The 13,893-nt window shown below is 63.5% G+C and carries 18 protein-coding genes; 10 read left to right on the top strand and 8 right to left on the bottom strand.

Features of this window, described 5'->3' with window-relative positions:
- The first annotated feature begins 8 nt into the window (after positions 1–8).
- From O7B34_RS19035 to O7B34_RS19045, 3 genes are all read left to right on the top strand, one after another.
- Positions 9–290, top strand: coding sequence for a type II toxin-antitoxin system ParD family antitoxin (locus tag O7B34_RS19035; RefSeq protein WP_032936299.1), 282 nt, complete (start codon positions 9–11; stop codon positions 288–290).
- Positions 287–571, top strand: a complete 285-nt coding sequence (locus tag O7B34_RS19040; protein ID WP_337147508.1) for a type II toxin-antitoxin system RelE/ParE family toxin — start codon at positions 287–289, stop codon at positions 569–571. The genes O7B34_RS19035 and O7B34_RS19040 overlap by 4 nt, the downstream gene beginning before the upstream one ends.
- Positions 572–719: 148 nt before the next feature.
- A complete protein-coding gene (locus tag O7B34_RS19045) occupies positions 720–1,781 on the top strand; it encodes a YeiH family protein (protein WP_337147509.1) in 1,062 nt (353 codons plus the stop codon).
- Positions 1,782–1,876: 95 nt separating this feature from the next.
- Here the strand turns inward: O7B34_RS19045 and O7B34_RS19050 are convergent, their stop codons facing one another.
- The 5 genes from O7B34_RS19050 to O7B34_RS19070 all read right to left on the bottom strand — a co-directional run bounded on the left by O7B34_RS19050 (position 1,877) and on the right by O7B34_RS19070 (position 5,422).
- Positions 1,877–2,374: a GAF domain-containing protein gene (locus O7B34_RS19050; protein WP_337147510.1), complete on the bottom strand. Its 498-nt coding sequence runs from the start codon at positions 2,372–2,374 to the stop codon at positions 1,877–1,879.
- A gap of 182 nt (positions 2,375–2,556) precedes the next feature.
- Positions 2,557–2,871 carry a GYD domain-containing protein gene (locus tag O7B34_RS19055; protein ID WP_337140005.1) on the bottom strand — a complete coding sequence of 105 codons (315 nt, stop codon included), beginning with the start codon at positions 2,869–2,871 and terminating at the stop codon, positions 2,557–2,559.
- A gap of 277 nt (positions 2,872–3,148) precedes the next feature.
- Entirely contained in the window at positions 3,149–3,307 is a 159-nt protein-coding gene (locus O7B34_RS19060) for a hypothetical protein (RefSeq protein ID WP_337140004.1), read from the bottom strand.
- A gap of 124 nt (positions 3,308–3,431) precedes the next feature.
- Entirely contained in the window at positions 3,432–5,048 is a 1,617-nt protein-coding gene (gene groL / locus O7B34_RS19065) for a chaperonin GroEL (protein WP_337147511.1), read from the bottom strand.
- 59 nt (positions 5,049–5,107) lie between these two features.
- Positions 5,108–5,422, bottom strand: coding sequence for a co-chaperone GroES (locus O7B34_RS19070; RefSeq protein WP_337147512.1), 315 nt, complete (start codon positions 5,420–5,422; stop codon positions 5,108–5,110).
- 243 nt (positions 5,423–5,665) lie between these two features.
- Here O7B34_RS19070 and O7B34_RS19075 point away from each other — a divergent pair, with 243 nt between their 5' ends.
- Positions 5,666–5,920 (top strand): hypothetical protein, encoded by a 255-nt coding sequence (locus O7B34_RS19075; RefSeq protein ID WP_027146267.1) that lies wholly within the window; start codon positions 5,666–5,668, stop codon positions 5,918–5,920.
- The gene (locus tag O7B34_RS19080) at positions 5,917–6,183 is read left to right on the top strand and encodes a DUF1488 domain-containing protein (RefSeq protein WP_140508469.1); all 267 of its coding nucleotides are present in this window, start codon (positions 5,917–5,919) and stop codon (positions 6,181–6,183) included. The genes O7B34_RS19075 and O7B34_RS19080 overlap by 4 nt, the downstream gene beginning before the upstream one ends.
- Here the strand turns inward: O7B34_RS19080 and O7B34_RS19085 are convergent, their stop codons facing one another.
- The 3 genes from O7B34_RS19085 to O7B34_RS19095 form a co-directional block, all read right to left on the bottom strand.
- Positions 6,184–6,402, bottom strand: a complete 219-nt coding sequence (locus tag O7B34_RS19085; protein ID WP_337147513.1) for a DUF6500 family protein — start codon at positions 6,400–6,402, stop codon at positions 6,184–6,186. It abuts the gene before it with no gap.
- A gap of 73 nt (positions 6,403–6,475) precedes the next feature.
- The gene (locus O7B34_RS19090; RefSeq protein WP_027146264.1) at positions 6,476–6,667 is read right to left on the bottom strand and encodes a hypothetical protein; all 192 of its coding nucleotides are present in this window, start codon (positions 6,665–6,667) and stop codon (positions 6,476–6,478) included.
- 4 nt (positions 6,668–6,671) lie between these two features.
- A complete protein-coding gene (locus O7B34_RS19095; RefSeq protein WP_337147514.1) occupies positions 6,672–6,878 on the bottom strand; it encodes a hypothetical protein in 207 nt (68 codons plus the stop codon).
- A gap of 365 nt (positions 6,879–7,243) precedes the next feature.
- Here O7B34_RS19095 and O7B34_RS19100 point away from each other — a divergent pair, with 365 nt between their 5' ends.
- The 5 genes from O7B34_RS19100 to O7B34_RS19120 all read left to right on the top strand — a co-directional run bounded on the left by O7B34_RS19100 (position 7,244) and on the right by O7B34_RS19120 (position 13,773).
- Complete coding sequence (locus O7B34_RS19100) at positions 7,244–8,299, top strand: LacI family DNA-binding transcriptional regulator (RefSeq protein WP_337147516.1); 1,056 nt, start codon at positions 7,244–7,246, stop codon at positions 8,297–8,299.
- Positions 8,300–8,361: 62 nt separating this feature from the next.
- Positions 8,362–9,609 carry an ABC transporter substrate-binding protein gene (locus O7B34_RS19105; RefSeq protein ID WP_337147517.1) on the top strand — a complete coding sequence of 416 codons (1,248 nt, stop codon included), beginning with the start codon at positions 8,362–8,364 and terminating at the stop codon, positions 9,607–9,609.
- 375 nt (positions 9,610–9,984) lie between these two features.
- On the top strand, positions 9,985–10,911 hold the full coding sequence (locus tag O7B34_RS19110; protein ID WP_027146461.1) for a carbohydrate ABC transporter permease: 927 nt from the start codon (positions 9,985–9,987) through the stop codon (positions 10,909–10,911).
- On the top strand, positions 10,911–11,768 hold the full coding sequence (locus O7B34_RS19115; RefSeq protein WP_337147518.1) for a carbohydrate ABC transporter permease: 858 nt from the start codon (positions 10,911–10,913) through the stop codon (positions 11,766–11,768). The genes O7B34_RS19110 and O7B34_RS19115 overlap by 1 nt, the downstream gene beginning before the upstream one ends.
- Positions 11,769–11,790: 22 nt before the next feature.
- Positions 11,791–13,773 carry a glycoside hydrolase family 127 protein gene (locus O7B34_RS19120; RefSeq protein WP_337147519.1) on the top strand — a complete coding sequence of 661 codons (1,983 nt, stop codon included), beginning with the start codon at positions 11,791–11,793 and terminating at the stop codon, positions 13,771–13,773.
- Positions 13,774–13,893 lie beyond the last annotated feature (120 nt).

The following is a 13,893-nucleotide window of genomic DNA, read 5'->3' on the forward strand; positions in this document are numbered from 1 at the left end:
ACATGCGGATGGCCAATGTCGAGAAAGTGAGCGTTGCCCTAACGCCTGAAATGGCAACCATGATGCGCGAGGTCGTCGCGGCGGGCGAATACGCGTCGGCGAGCGAAGTTATGCGCGAGGCCTTGCGCGAGTGGAAGTTTCGTCGGACGCAACGCGACCATGCCATCGATGAGTTGGGCCGGCTTTGGGACGAAGGCATGGCAAGCGGGAACGCCGTAGACGGACGGGATGCCTTCGCCCGCATCAAAAGCAAGCTCGAGGCGAGGATCGCCGAGCGCACGTCACGATGACGCTGCGCCTACGGCCGGAGGCCGAAGCGGATATCGAAGCCATCGCACTTTATATAGCCGAGGACAGTCCCTCGGCGGCGTTGCATTGGTATGATGAAATCCACGCCCATTGCCAACGCATCGCCGACATGCCGGGCATGGGCGTTGCCCGACCGGAAGTGCGAGCAGGCTTGCGCACGTTCCCGGCCGGAAATTACTTGATCCTCTATCGCCAGACAGACGACGGGGCGGAGATCGTGCGTGTTGTCCATGGGGCACGGCGGTGGCAGGAGTTGTTGTAGCCCGACGTATTGCACCCTCTCAGTTCGGTGCCCGACTTTCCCAGACTGGCAATCGTTCGGAAAACCCGATCATTCTAACGAAAATAATTCGTTGGAATGATTGATCCTGAAATGGCATTTCTCCGCTGCACTCGCCTGGAGAATTGCATTGCCTTTCCTGACCCGCGTCGCGAACGATATTCCGAAAAGCACGATTTCCGAGGATCTGGCGCAGGGCCGCAAGCGCCTCGATTCCCTTTGGAACGGCATCATCCCCGGCATCGTGCTGGTGGCGATGATCACCGCCGTCGCCTTCTCGGCCCGCAATGTCTCCGGCTTCGCCCTGTTCAGCCCGATGATCCTGGCCGTCGTCGCCGGCATGATCTATTCCAACGTGCTCGGCACACCGGTGCACGCCAAGGCCGGCATTGCCTTCTCGCAAAAGCGCCTTTTGCGCTTCGCCATCGTGCTGCTCGGTTTCCAGCTGACGCTCGGCCAGGTCGTCTCGATCGGCGCCGGCGGCGTCGGCATCGTGGCGCTGACCCTTGGCGCCACCTTCCTCTTCACCATCACGCTCGGCCGGCTGATCGGCGTCGACGCCAGGCTGGCGCAGCTGATCGCCGCCGGCACCTCGATCTGCGGCGCCTCGGCGATTGTCGCCACCAACATCGTCACCGACGCGCGCGACGAGGACGTCACCTACGCGGTCGCCTCGATTACCTTGTTCGGCACCGTCGCCATGCTCGGCTTCCCGCTGCTGGCGCCGCTGCTCGGCCTCGACCAGCACGCTTTCGGCCTGTGGGCGGGCGCCTCGATCCATGAGGTGGCCCAAGTCATCGGCGCCGGCTTCCAGAACGGCACCCAGTCCGGCGAGATTGCCACCGTGGCCAAGCTCACCCGCGTCGCCATGCTGGCGCCGATGGTCGTCGCGCTCGGCCTGATGGCGCGCCGCGGGAGCAGCGACCAGTCGGCGGCTCGACCGCCCATGCCATGGTTCGTCGCGGCCTTTGTCGCCGTCGTGGCGCTGAACAGCCTTGTCGCGATACCGGCCGAAGTGAAGCAGGCGATGGCGCTCGCCACCACCATCATGCTGACCATGGGGCTCGCCGCCATGGGCCTGCAGGCCGACATTTCGCAGCTGCGCTCGCGCGGCCTGCGCCCGCTGGCGCTCGCCTTCTGCGCCTTCCTGTTCATCGGCTGCTTCAGCCTGATGCTGGTGAAATTGGTCTGAGACTCCCGTCCCTACGCGTGAGGGCACACGGGCACAAGGCATCTGTCAAAACAAGGGCTTAGTGGGCCTTAGCTGCCTCTGTTTGTGAGCCGGATTCAATCCACAAACGAACTCGCCGCGACATAGATCGCCGCCAGCGCCTCGATGCCGGCCTGGTCGGCACTGTCGAAACGGCCGGGCGTCGGGCTGTCGAGGTCGAGCACGCCGAAGACGCCCTCGTCGTCTTCCAGGAGCACCACCATCTCGGAGCGCGAGGCGGCGTCGCAGGCGATGTGGCCGGGGAAATCATGCACGTCCTTGATCAGCATCGAGGTGCCGAGTTCGACCGCCGTTCCGCATACGCCCTTGCCCACCGCGATGCGCACGCAGGCCGGCTTGCCCTGGAAGGGGCCCAGCACCATTTCCACGTCCGATGCCAGGAAGTAGAAGCCGGCCCAGTTGAGGTCGGGCACCATCTGGAAGATCAGCGCCGAGGTGTTGGCGGCGTTGGCGATCGAGTCGTGCTCCCCCTCGAGCAGCGCCTTCAATTGCTTGGCGAGGTCACGATAGAAAGCGACCTTGTCTGAGGTATCGATGGCCTGGGCCGCAAACATGACTTGTCTCCGAACTGAGAAGCGCGGTTCCGTTTCCGCAAGCTCTCTGCACCAAACGACCACCCGACGATACTAGCTTGAATTCCAGTCGCCGCGAAAGTCGGAAGAAGATGCCCTGTCGGACACTCGGCAGCACGGCACGTCCATCGAACCGTGCTGCCTTGATCCAGGAGGCAAGTTCGTCAGCCGGCGGGTTTGTACGCGTCCGCAGCCTTTTTGGCGGCCGCGAGCACTGCCTTCATATCGAGTTCTTCCAGTACAACCATCTCGGTCAGCGAGCCGCTCGCTCGCACCGCAAGGGACATGCCAATCCCCGCTGACTGGTCCGGCACCTCGCCATTGACAACGACGTCATAGATGCCGCGCGTGAACATCACGCTGCTCACCTTGCCGCCAACGCTTTCAAAAAGCGCCTTGACCGCAGCCTGCCTGTCCGAGCCTTGCATCAATCCTTTGGCGGCATGAGGCGCATAGTTTGCCAAGATAATCACTTTCATGGGTATTTCCTCCAAATGTCATTGTCTCGTGCTGCTCCATAATTCGAGCGGCACGGAGTGATTTATTTTTCGGAACAATCGCAGGCGCCCCCGGGACGCGTTGGCGGCCAAGGGCTCGCTGCCGGACAAATATGCGCTTAAGCTAATATAATGACAATACCGGACACTCCGATACTGCCGACGGGAAGTTGTCTGGCTGGACCATGCTCGGCCAACGGCATCAAGCTCGCGCCGTTGACATGTGGTCTGAGGTTGAACGGCCAGTAGCGGCGCGGCCTTACATCGGGCGTTTGGGTTCGGCCTTTGGTGGCGCCGCCGTATCCGGATCGGACTTCTTGTGCTTGTCGGCGGCAATCCTGCGGATGCGGTCGAAACGGCTTTCCTCGGTCGTTTCGGTCGTGACGGCCGTCTCTGGCTTCTGCGTGAACACGATCATGGATCGATCTCCTGGCTAGAGGCCCGTGCGCCGGGAGAAAATCCCCGGCGGTGATATCGAATTTCACAGGTCAGGCCTGAAAAGGTGGCCTCCATGAACCACCTTTCGCAGTCCGGGCTGGATCTTAGTAGCCGCCGCCGCCCGCCGGTGCCGCATCCTTCGGCGGGACGTCGGTGATCATAGCTTCGGCGGTGATCAGCAAGGCCGCGATCGAGCCGGCGTCCTGCAATGCCGTGCGCACCACCTTCGCCGGGTCGACGATCCCGGCCTTGATCATGTCGACATAGACCTCTTTCTGGGCGTCGAAGCCCTGATCGTGGTCCTTGCTGTCGGCGAGCTTGCCGACAACGATCGAGCCCTCGACGCCGGAATTCTCGGCGATCTGGCGAATCGGCGCCTCAAGCGCGCGAAGCACGATGGAGATGCCGGCGGTGACATCGGCGTTGGCGCCGTTCAGGCCCGATAGCGCCGAACGGGCACGAAGCAGGGCTACGCCGCCGCCTGGAACGATGCCTTCTTCCACGGCTGCGCGCGTGGCGTTCAGCGCGTCGTCGATACGGTCTTTCTTTTCCTTCACTTCCGATTCGGTGGCGCCGCCGACGCGGATGACGGCAACACCGCCTGACAGCTTTGCCAGCCGCTCCTGCAGCTTTTCCTTGTCGTAGTCCGAGGTCGTCTCCTCGATCTGGCCCTTGATCTGGGCGACTCGCGCCTGGATGGTCGCCTTGGTGCCGGCGCCGTCGATGATCGTGGTGGTGTCCTTCTCGACCAGCACGCGCTTGGCGCGGCCGAGCATCTCGATGGTGACGTTTTCAAGCTTGATGCCGAGATCCTCGGAAATCATCTGGCCCGATGTGAGCACCGCGATGTCTTCCAGCATCGCCTTGCGACGGTCGCCGAACCCCGGCGCCTTGACGGCCACGACCTTGAGGCCGCCGCGCAGCTTGTTCACGACCAGGGTGGCGAGGGCCTCGCCTTCGACGTCCTCGGAAATGATCAGCAGCGGCCTGCCGCCCTGCACCACCGCTTCGAGGATGGGCAGCATCGCCTGCAGATTGCCGAGTTTTTTCTCGTGAATGAGGATGTAGGGGTCCTCAAGCTCGGCGCGCATCTTGTCGGCATTGGTGACGAAGTAGGGGCTGAGATAGCCGCGGTCGAATTGCATGCCTTCCACGACGTCGAGTTCGGTTTCGGCGGTCTTGGCTTCCTCGACGGTGATGACGCCGTCATTGCCGACCTTGTTCATCGCCTTGGCGATCATTTCGCCGACGCTGACGTCGCCATTGGCGGCAATGGTGCCGACCTGCGCGATCTCGGCCGACGACTTGACCTTCTTGGCCTTCGCCTTGATTTCCCCGACGACGGCGGCGACGGCCTGGTCGATGCCGCGTTTCAAATCCATCGGGTTCATGCCGGCGGCGACCAGCTTGGCGCCTTCGCGCAGGATCGAAGCGGCCAGCAGCGTGGCTGTCGTGGTGCCGTCACCGGCGAGGTCGTTGGTCTTCGAGGCCACTTCGCGCACCATCTGCGCGCCCATGTTCTCGAACTTGTCGGCAAGCTCGATTTCCTTGGCGACGGTGACGCCATCCTTGGTTATGCGCGGGGCGCCATAAGCCTTGTCGATGATGACGTTGCGGCCCTTGGGGCCCAGCGTCACCTTCACCGCATCGGTGAGGATTTCGACGCCGCGCAGCATGCGGTCACGCGCATCGGTGGAGAATTTGATTTCCTTGGCAGGCATGATTTTTCCGTTCGAGTTTGAGGGGGGCCAGTCGCCGCGCCGAACGCGCGGCGCTCCAGTCAGGCGGCCTTCTTGGCTTCGACAGCCTTTTCGATGACGCCCATAATGTCGGCTTCCTTCATGATCAGCAGGTCTTCGCCGTCGATCTTGACCTCGGTCCCCGACCATTTGCCGAACAGGATCAAGTCGCCGGCCTTGACGTCGAGCGGAACGAGCGCGCCCTTTTCGTCGCGGGCCCCCGGACCGACGGCAATGACTTCGCCTTCCTGCGGCTTTTCCTTGGCATTGTCGGGAATGATGATGCCGCCCTTGGATTTGGTATCGCCTTCGGCGCGCCGGATGGCGACGCGGTCGTGGAGTGGACGGAACTTCATGAGGACTTCTTTCTGGGGCCGGCATAGGCGGCCGCGCCCCCTTTATAGGCGGTTTGGCACTCGATAGATAGGAGTGCCAAAATTTATCGTGGGACGGAATTAGATATTGGAAGTATTATTTTCGCACCCGGTTTCCTGATATCCGAAATCAGCCAAATATTTCAAAAAGTTGAATTTTGCCGGTCGAGCGCCTATTTATCTGACAAGTTCGTTTTCACGATTTCATGCGCAAAGGAGACTTCGATGGCCGACGGCAATCAGACGATCATGGAAAAAGCTGAAGCCCGCTTTGTCGACAAGCAGAAGAAGAACGCGGAGCGCAACAAGGCAACCGCCGAATACATGTCCGAGGCGAAAGCCAGGGAGATCAAGACGGCAAGGCTGAGGGAGTTGCGGCTGGCCAAGGAAGAGGCCGACCGCGTGGCGGAAGCGCTGAATCCGACGCCTAAGACGAAACGGGTGGCCAAGAAGGCTGCCACAACGGGGGTCAAGACATGAGCCTGACCTTTCCCAATCGCAGCCGCAGCTATGATGTGGCCGGCCAACGCATTCGTTTCGTCGGCCATGACGGCATGCTCCAGATTTCCTTCTCCGTGGCCGCCGACGCCATGACCAGGATACAGCCGGACACCGCCGCCGACGAGGCCGGCTATCTTGCCGCCTTCGACAGGTCGAGTTCCACTATCCACGATGTCGCCGCCAAGGCCTACGGCCGCACCCACAAGAGCCTGTATGCGCTGACGGCCGCCGATTTCAGCTGATCAGCCGAGGTCCGCGACCATCGTGCGTATCTTCGCAGCCTTTTCAAAATGGTCGAGGCGGTGGGTTCTGATCCACCATTCGGCGACTTCCATCAGCAACTCGGGGTCGTCGTTCCTGTTGGCGAAGAACGCATAGAACGACACGCCGACGCTGGGCCCTTTCTCGGAAATCCTGCGGTCACAGACCTCCAGTATCTTCTGCTTCAGGCTGGCTCTCACGGGAATCCTCTGATTTGCGGTGCGGCGGGATCTTGTCCGCGCCAAGTGCCGCCCTCGGCAAACGTTGGACAGATCAGGACTTACGTTCGGCCCTCTCCCGGCGCTTGACGTCGCGGATATTCATCTGATCGACCAGCGCGTTGGCATCCTGCGGGCTCATGCCGACCATCACCCTTTGCCTGACCACCGCGGGCTGGCCGGTAAAGACATCGATGATGGCCCAGCTTTGGGGCAAGTCCATGCGCAGTGTATAACGGTCGGCCATGCGGCTAGCCTCGCGCGAAGAGAAATGCGGCGCCGAGGATAGCGACCGTCCAGACGACGACCGACAATTGCAACGCCGTGGCGCCATGCGAGGCCAGGGTCTGCCGCAATCGCGCCGCAAGACCTGCCGGCCGGACCGGCACAGGAATGACGGCAACCGGTGCCTTGGCGCCAAGTTTTCCAAAGACGGGCAAGAGCGACGGTTTACGCACGAAACTGACCTCGAATGTCGCGAGATGGGTTCCCCGGCAAAGGGATGCCCGGCCCCTCCATAGCACCCTTTCGCGAACTCCTTGCATACCAAATCGGCGCCACCTGCCGATCGGTCCGGGAGATGTCGGATCCTTTCAGCTGGCGCACGCGGCCAACAGTGGTCCCCGCTTCGATTGACGGCACCCGTCGCGAAATCCGATCTCGCGAGCGACTGCAACTTTTCCCCTTGATCAGTCCTTCGATCTGGCCTAGCCTTGAATTGAGAAAAGGTTTTTCCAGATATTCTGATCGGGCTCGGCCATTGGCCGGGCCTTATTCCGGCCGGTAAGGGAAAACCTTTTCCCAACTAAGGATTCTTGCCGCGATGGCATCGGACGCCCCGCCAGTTCCGGTCTTTCCCAAGCCCGTCACCTTGCGTGACGTGGCCGCGCAGGCCGGCGTCAGCGTCGCCACCGCCTCCAAGGCGCTCAATGACCAGGGGCGCATGACGGCCGAGACCCGCGAGCGCATCCGTGAGACGGCGCGCAGCCTGGGTTTTCGTCCCAACAGCCTGGCGCAGAGCCTGCTCAGACGCCGCTCCTTCACCGTCGGCCTGCTCACCAACGATACCTATGGCCGTTTCTCGCTGCCGCTGATGTCGGGCATATCGGACGCGCTGGTCGATGCCGGCGTTTCGGTGTTCCTGTGCAATGTCGAGGAGGATCCGCGCCTCGGCCAGATCCATGTCGAGGCCATGCTCGACAAGCGCGTCGACGGCATCATCGCCACCGGCAAACGCATCGACCGCCATTTGCCGGTCGATCTCGCCAATCTGCGCGTCCCGGTGATCTACGCCTTCACCCAGCCCGATCCCGACGCCGTCGCCTTCGTCTCCGACGATGGCGACGGGGCGCGGCTGGCGATCGAGCATTTCTGCCGGCTTGGCCGCAAGCGCATCGCCCATGTCAGCGGACCGGCGAGCTTTGCCGTGGTGCACGAACGGGCGCAGGCTTACCGCGCCGTGCTGACGGAAAACGGCCTCCCGGTGATCGAGCCGCTGCTCGGCTCCTGGTCGGAAGCCTGGGGGCATGAGGCGGTGGCGCGGCTCTTCGACGGCGGAGGAAAAAAGCCGGACGCCGTCTTCTGTGGCAACGATCAGATCGCGCGCGGCGTCATCGATGCTCTGCGCGAACGAGGCCTCGGCGTGCCTAATGATGTCGGCGTCATCGGCTTCGACAACTGGGAGATCGTGGCCGAGGCGACCCGCCCGCCGCTGACCTCGGTCGACATGAACCTGGCAGCACTGGGCCGCGAGGCCGGGCTGACCCTGCTTTCCCTGGTCGGCGGCAAACCCGCCACGCCGGGCATTCGAAAACTGCCGTGCCGGCTGGTGGTGCGGCAGTCCTGCGGCCGCCTGCCGGATGGTGAGAAAGACGGCTGAAGAACGAAGCGCCGCAATCGGCGGCAAGCCGCGCATCGCGGCCAAATGTGGAGGAGGAGAACATGAGGACTTTGATTGCCAAACTGGGCCTGACGGCCGCCGTTCTGGGCTGCGGCCTGCAATTTGCCGCCGCCGAGACCGCCAACATCTGGGTACGCGCCGACGGCTCGAATTTCATGCCGAAGATCGTCGACGCCTTCAACAAGGCGAACAAGGACCAGGTCAAGCTCGACATCATCCCCAATGCCGAGATCATCCCGAAATATGGCGCGGCCGCCGCCGGTGGCACGGCGCCCGACGCGCTGTCGCTCGACCTGATCTACACGCCCTCCTTCGCCGCCGCCGGCCAGCTGGAGGACATCACCGACTGGGCGAAGTCCCTGCCCTATTTCGCCAGCCTGTCGCCGGCGCATGTGAAGACCGGCACTTACAAGGACCATATTTACGGCTTGCCCTTCTCGGCCGACGCCTCGGTGCTGATCTGGAACAAGAAGCTGTTCAAGCAGGCAGGCCTCGACCCCGAGAAAGGTCCCGCCAACTGGGCCGAGATCGAAGCCGACGCCGAGAAGGTCAATGCGCTTGGCGGCAACATCAAGGGCTTCTATTTCTCCGGCAATTGCGGCGGCTGCAACATCTTCACCTTCACGCCGCTGATCTGGGCCTCGGGCGGCGACATCCTGTCGGAGGACGGCTCGAAGGCGACGCTGGACAGCCCGCAGCTGCGTGGCGCCATCGATCTCTACCGCTCCATGGTCAAGAAGGACCTGGTGCCGGCGGGCGCGCAGACCGACACCGGCGCCAATTTCTTTGCCGCCTTCGCCGCCGGCAATATCGGCATCTCGCCGTCCGGCGCCTTCGCCATCGGCGCGCTCAACACGCAGTATCCCAATGTCGACTACGGCGTCACCTTCCTGCCGGGCAAGGATGGCAACTGGTCGTCCTTTGCCGGCGGCGACAATTTCGTCGTCACCAAGGGCACCAAGAAACTCGCCGTGGTGAAAGAGTTCCTGGACTTCGCCTATTCGCTCGAAGGCCAGACGATCCTCGCCAAATACGGCAGCCTGCCAGTGCGCGGCGACATCGCCAAGGACGCGCTCAAGGATCTCGATCCGCGCTACCAGATCGCCGCCGAGGCGATGGCCAAGGGCAAGACGCCCTATTCGGTGGTGTTCAACGACCTGATCAACTCCGCCAACGGCCCGTGGACGCAGATGATCAACGAGGTCTTCTTCGGTGACGACGTCGACGGCGCGATCGCCAACGCCCAGGAGACCATGCAGTCGATCATCGACCAGGCGCCGCAGAAGTAAGCGGACGCCTGCCGGCCGCCCGCCTGTCTCCCTGGGCGGGCGGCCGGAAATTGTTCCATTCAAATAGCAGGCTATCGCGTTGAGAAACCTCACTTTTATCACGAATTCGGTGCGTGGCAAGGCTCGCTCCCCCTTCTCCCCTTGTGGGGTGAGAAGCGGTCCGCGCAGCGGACGAAAAGCCAACTGCTTGGCTTTTCGAGCTTCGAACGCCCTGAGCCTGCGAAGGGCCGGGGGGTGGCCGATCCACCCTGCCGGGTCCCCGCTGCTTCGCAGCGTCCCGGCGTTCGCTGGCCTTTCATCGTGCCACCGGCACGATGAATTCGCCTTCGGCGAACCGGCCGCTCACCCCACAGGGGGAGAAGGGGGAGCTCCGCCATGACCGCCATCACCACAACCACCGCCCCGCCCCGCGTCCGAAAACTCGTTGGTGCCGGGCGCCGGCAATGGATCGGCCTGCTCTATGTCGCGCCGGCGGTGGCGCTGGTCATGCTGTTCTTCGTCATCCCGCTTGGCATGACGGCCTGGATGTCGCTGCACAACTGGCCGCTGATGGGCGAGCACTCCTTCATCGGCCTCGGCAATTACTGGGCGATCCTGCGCGACACGAGGTTCTGGAACGCGCTGAGATTCACCGGCTACTACACGCTGGTCGTCACCATCGCGATCTTCGCCGTCGCCTTTCCGCTGGCGATCTTCATCGAGCGGCCGCGCCCGTTCACCAACCTCTATCGCACCATGTTCTTCATGCCGGCGGTGGTCGGCTTTGCCTCGGCGAGCCTGCTCTGGTCATGGCTCCTCAACGTCGATTCCGGCCTGTTCAGCCCCGCCGCCTACGACCTCGGCTTGATCGACAGAAAATTCAACCTGCTCGCCACCTTCCAACCGGCCTTCTGGTCGATCATCGCCATGGTGGTGTGGAAGGTCGCCGGCTTCACCATGATCATCCTGATGACCGGCCTGCAATCGATCCCGCAGGACCTGCAGGAGGCAGCCGTTATCGACGGCGCCGGACCGTTTGCGCGGTTCCGGGCGATAACCCTGCCGCTGATGCGCCGCACGCTGGCGCTGGCGCTCATCCTGTCGGTGGCCGGCTCGATCCTTGCCTTCGACCAGTTCTACATCATCCTGCGCGGCGGCCCGCGCAACCAGACGCTGACGGCGGTCTACTGGATCTTCAACCAGTCCTTCGTCTCGTTCAAGCTCGGCTATGGCGCCGCACTTTCCATGGTGCTGCTGGTCATCCTGGTGGCGCTCAGCCTCGTCCAGCTCTGGTTGCTGCGCAAGCCCGAGGGGCTCGACTGATGGCGCAGGCGATGTCAGGCAGAGGCAAGCTCGCCGCGCACTTGGCCAGGCACTCCACCGGCATCGTCGCCTCGGTGCTGTTCGTGGCGCCGATCGTGTGGACGGTGCTGTCGGCCTTCAAGCCGGCGCAGGAGGCCCGCCTGCCGCCGCTGCCGCCCTGGCCGACGTCCGGCTTCTCGCTGGAAAACTACGCCACGTTGAACAGCTTCGGCGACGGGCTGTGGGCCTCGGCGCAGAACAGCATCTATGTCTCGGTGATGACCGTCATATTGTCGGTCATCGTCAGCGTGCTCGCCGGCTACGGTTTTTCGCGGTTTCGGTTTCCCCTGAAGGATCTGTTCTTCGTCCTCATCCTGTCGACGATCATGATCCCGTTCCAGTCGATCCTGACGCCGATCTTCCTGGTGCTGACCAAGCTTGGCCTGCACAACACGCTGACCGGGCTGGTCGGCGTCTATGTGACGCTGCAGCTGCCGTTCTCGATCTTCATGATGCGCAACGCCTTCGACGCGGTGCCGCGCGAGATCGAGGAGGCCGCGCGCATGGACGGCGCCGGCAACGCCACCATGCTCATAAAGGTGATGCTGCCGCTGGTCTGGCCGGGCGTCGTCACCATCGCGCTGTTCGCCTTCCTCGGCGCCTGGAACGAATTCCTCGCCGCCCTGGTGCTGATGACCGACCAGTCCAAATTCACGCTGCCGGTGATGATGACCGCGCTTCAATCGGGCCGCTTTGGCGCCATCGACTGGGGCGCCGTGCAGGCGGGCGTCACCGTGATGATGGTGCCGTGCCTGATCCTGTTCCTCGCTTTGCAGCGCTTCTACATCCGCGGCCTGATGGCCGGGGCCGTCAAATAACAGACCGAATTGGAGTGAGTTCATGACCGGATCGCAAACCGCAAGAACGGCTAGAACGGGCAAGCCGAAGCTCGCCTTCCGACCGCTTCCGGTGCCGCAGGTGGACGTGCGCGGCTTCTGGGGCGACCGCGCCGAGGCGGTCGCCACGCGCACAGCCGACATCCTCTACGACCGCTGCGTGGAGGCGCGCATGCTGGAGCAGATCGACCCCGACCGCCCCTCGCCCGGAATTGTCATCCCCTTCCACTCGCCGTCTCCCGACGAGGCGGCCTCCCCCGGCTTCACCGGTTCGACGGTGACCACGCAGATGTTCTGGGATTCCGATCTCGGCAAGACGATCGAGACCGCGGCCTATTGCCTCTACCGGCGCAAGAACCCCGAACTGGAGAACAAGATCGACGCCGTCATCGACATGTACGGCAGGCTGCAGCAGGAGGACGGCTATCTCTCCAGCTGGTATCAGCGCATCCAGCCCGGCAAGCGCTGGACCAATCTGCGCGATTGCCACGAGCTGTATTGTGCCGGCCACCTGATCGAGGGTGCGGTCGCCTACTACCAGGCGACGGGCAAGCGAAAGCTGCTCGACATCATGTGCCGCTACGCCGACCACATCGCCTCGGTGCTCGGCCCCGAGCCCGGCAAGAAAAAGGGCTATTGCGGCCATGAGGAGATCGAGCTGGCGCTGGTCAAGCTGGCGCGGGTCACGGGCGAACAACAGTACATGGAGCTGGCCAAGTACTTCATCGACCAGCGTGGGCAGCAGCCGCATTATTTCGACGAGGAGGCGCGCGCCCGCGGCACCGACCCGAAGGCCTATCATTTCAAGACCTACGAATACAGCCAGTCGCACATTCCGGTGCGCGAGCAGGACAAGGTCGTCGGCCATGCGGTGCGGGCCATGTATCTCTATTCGGGCATGGCTGATATCGCCACCGAATATGGCGACGACACGCTGCGGGTGGCGCTCGACCGGCTGTGGGACGACCTCACCACCAAGAACCTCTACATCACCGGCGGGCTCGGTCCGTCGGCGCACAATGAGGGTTTCACCAGCGACTACGACCTGCCCAACGAAACCGCCTATGCCGAGACCTGCGCCTCGGTCGGGCTGGTGTTCTGGGCGAGCCGCATGCTCGGCATGGGGCCGAACGCCCGCTACGCCGACATGATGGAGCGCGCGCTCTACAATGGTTCCATCTCGGGCTTGTCGCTCGACGGCTCGCTGTTCTTCTACGAGAACCCGCTGGAAAGCCGGGGCAAGCACAACAGATGGAAATGGCACCGCTGCCCCTGCTGCCCGCCCAATGTCGGGCGCATGGTCGCCTCCATCGGCAGCTATTTCTACAGCCTGGCGGACGACGCCCTTGCCGTGCACCTCTACGGCGACTCCGCCGCCCGCTTCGACATATCGGGCGTGCCGGTCACGCTGGCGCAAGCGAGCCGCTATCCCTGGGACGGCGCGGTCGAGATCACGGTCGAGCCGCAGGCGCCGGTGGCGTTCACGCTGCATTTGCGAGTGCCGGGCTGGAGTTCCGGTGCCAGGCTCGAGATCAACGGCGAGGCGGTCGACCTCGAGGAACTGACCAGCGACGGCTACGCCGCGATCCGGAGGCTCTGGGCAAAGGGCGACCGTGTCCGGCTCGATCTCGAAATGCCGATCGAGCGGCTCTACGCCAATCCCGAGGTGCGGCAGGATGCCGGCCGCGTCGCGCTGTCGCGCGGGCCGCTGATCTACTGCGTCGAGGCGACCGACAATGACACCAGCCTGCATCGCCTGACCCTGCCGCGCACGGCTGGCATCGAGGCGCATGACGAGCCGGACCTGCTCGGCGGCGTGGTGACGCTTTCAGCCACGGCGCAAGCCGATGCCGGCGACGGCTGGCGGGACGGGCTCTATCGTTCCGAACCGCCGGCCAAGGTCGAGACGCGGCTGACCGCCATCCCCTATTTCGCCTGGGACAACCGCGAGCCCGGCGAGATGCTGGTCTGGCTGCGGGACGGCTGACCGCGGACGCCTTGGCCGCTCGAACAGGAACATGCCGAAGCCGATGCGCTGGACGACGACGTAGAGGATCACCGCGCGCCAGCGTTGCGGCCAGCCCCTCTCGCCCCGTTTACGGGGAGA

The sequence above is a fragment of the Mesorhizobium sp. Cs1299R1N3 genome (assembly GCF_037179625.1).
Taxonomy (GTDB): Bacteria; Pseudomonadota; Alphaproteobacteria; order Rhizobiales; family Rhizobiaceae; genus Mesorhizobium; species Mesorhizobium salmacidum.

Excerpts from the sequence above, each read along its gene's own strand:
- O7B34_RS19035 (WP_032936299.1), top strand. The coding sequence starts at position 9 with ATGGCCAATGTCGAGAAAGTGAGCGTTGCCCTAACGCCTGAAATGGCA.
- O7B34_RS19040 (WP_337147508.1), top strand. The coding sequence starts at position 287 with ATGACGCTGCGCCTACGGCCGGAGGCCGAAGCGGATATCGAAGCCATC.
- O7B34_RS19050 (WP_337147510.1), bottom strand. The coding sequence starts at position 2,374 with ATGTTTGCGGCCCAGGCCATCGATACCTCAGACAAGGTCGCTTTCTAT.
- O7B34_RS19055 (WP_337140005.1), bottom strand. The coding sequence starts at position 2,871 with ATGAAAGTGATTATCTTGGCAAACTATGCGCCTCATGCCGCCAAAGGA.
- O7B34_RS19060 (WP_337140004.1), bottom strand. The coding sequence starts at position 3,307 with ATGATCGTGTTCACGCAGAAGCCAGAGACGGCCGTCACGACCGAAACG.
- groL (WP_337147511.1), bottom strand. The coding sequence starts at position 5,048 with ATGCCTGCCAAGGAAATCAAATTCTCCACCGATGCGCGTGACCGCATG.
- O7B34_RS19070 (WP_337147512.1), bottom strand. The coding sequence starts at position 5,422 with ATGAAGTTCCGTCCACTCCACGACCGCGTCGCCATCCGGCGCGCCGAA.
- O7B34_RS19075 (WP_027146267.1), top strand. The coding sequence starts at position 5,666 with ATGGCCGACGGCAATCAGACGATCATGGAAAAAGCTGAAGCCCGCTTT.
- O7B34_RS19080 (WP_140508469.1), top strand. The coding sequence starts at position 5,917 with ATGAGCCTGACCTTTCCCAATCGCAGCCGCAGCTATGATGTGGCCGGC.
- O7B34_RS19090 (WP_027146264.1), bottom strand. The coding sequence starts at position 6,667 with ATGGCCGACCGTTATACACTGCGCATGGACTTGCCCCAAAGCTGGGCC.
- O7B34_RS19100 (WP_337147516.1), top strand. The coding sequence starts at position 7,244 with ATGGCATCGGACGCCCCGCCAGTTCCGGTCTTTCCCAAGCCCGTCACC.
- O7B34_RS19105 (WP_337147517.1), top strand. The coding sequence starts at position 8,362 with ATGAGGACTTTGATTGCCAAACTGGGCCTGACGGCCGCCGTTCTGGGC.
- O7B34_RS19110 (WP_027146461.1), top strand. The coding sequence starts at position 9,985 with ATGACCGCCATCACCACAACCACCGCCCCGCCCCGCGTCCGAAAACTC.
- O7B34_RS19115 (WP_337147518.1), top strand. The coding sequence starts at position 10,911 with ATGGCGCAGGCGATGTCAGGCAGAGGCAAGCTCGCCGCGCACTTGGCC.
- O7B34_RS19120 (WP_337147519.1), top strand. The coding sequence starts at position 11,791 with ATGACCGGATCGCAAACCGCAAGAACGGCTAGAACGGGCAAGCCGAAG.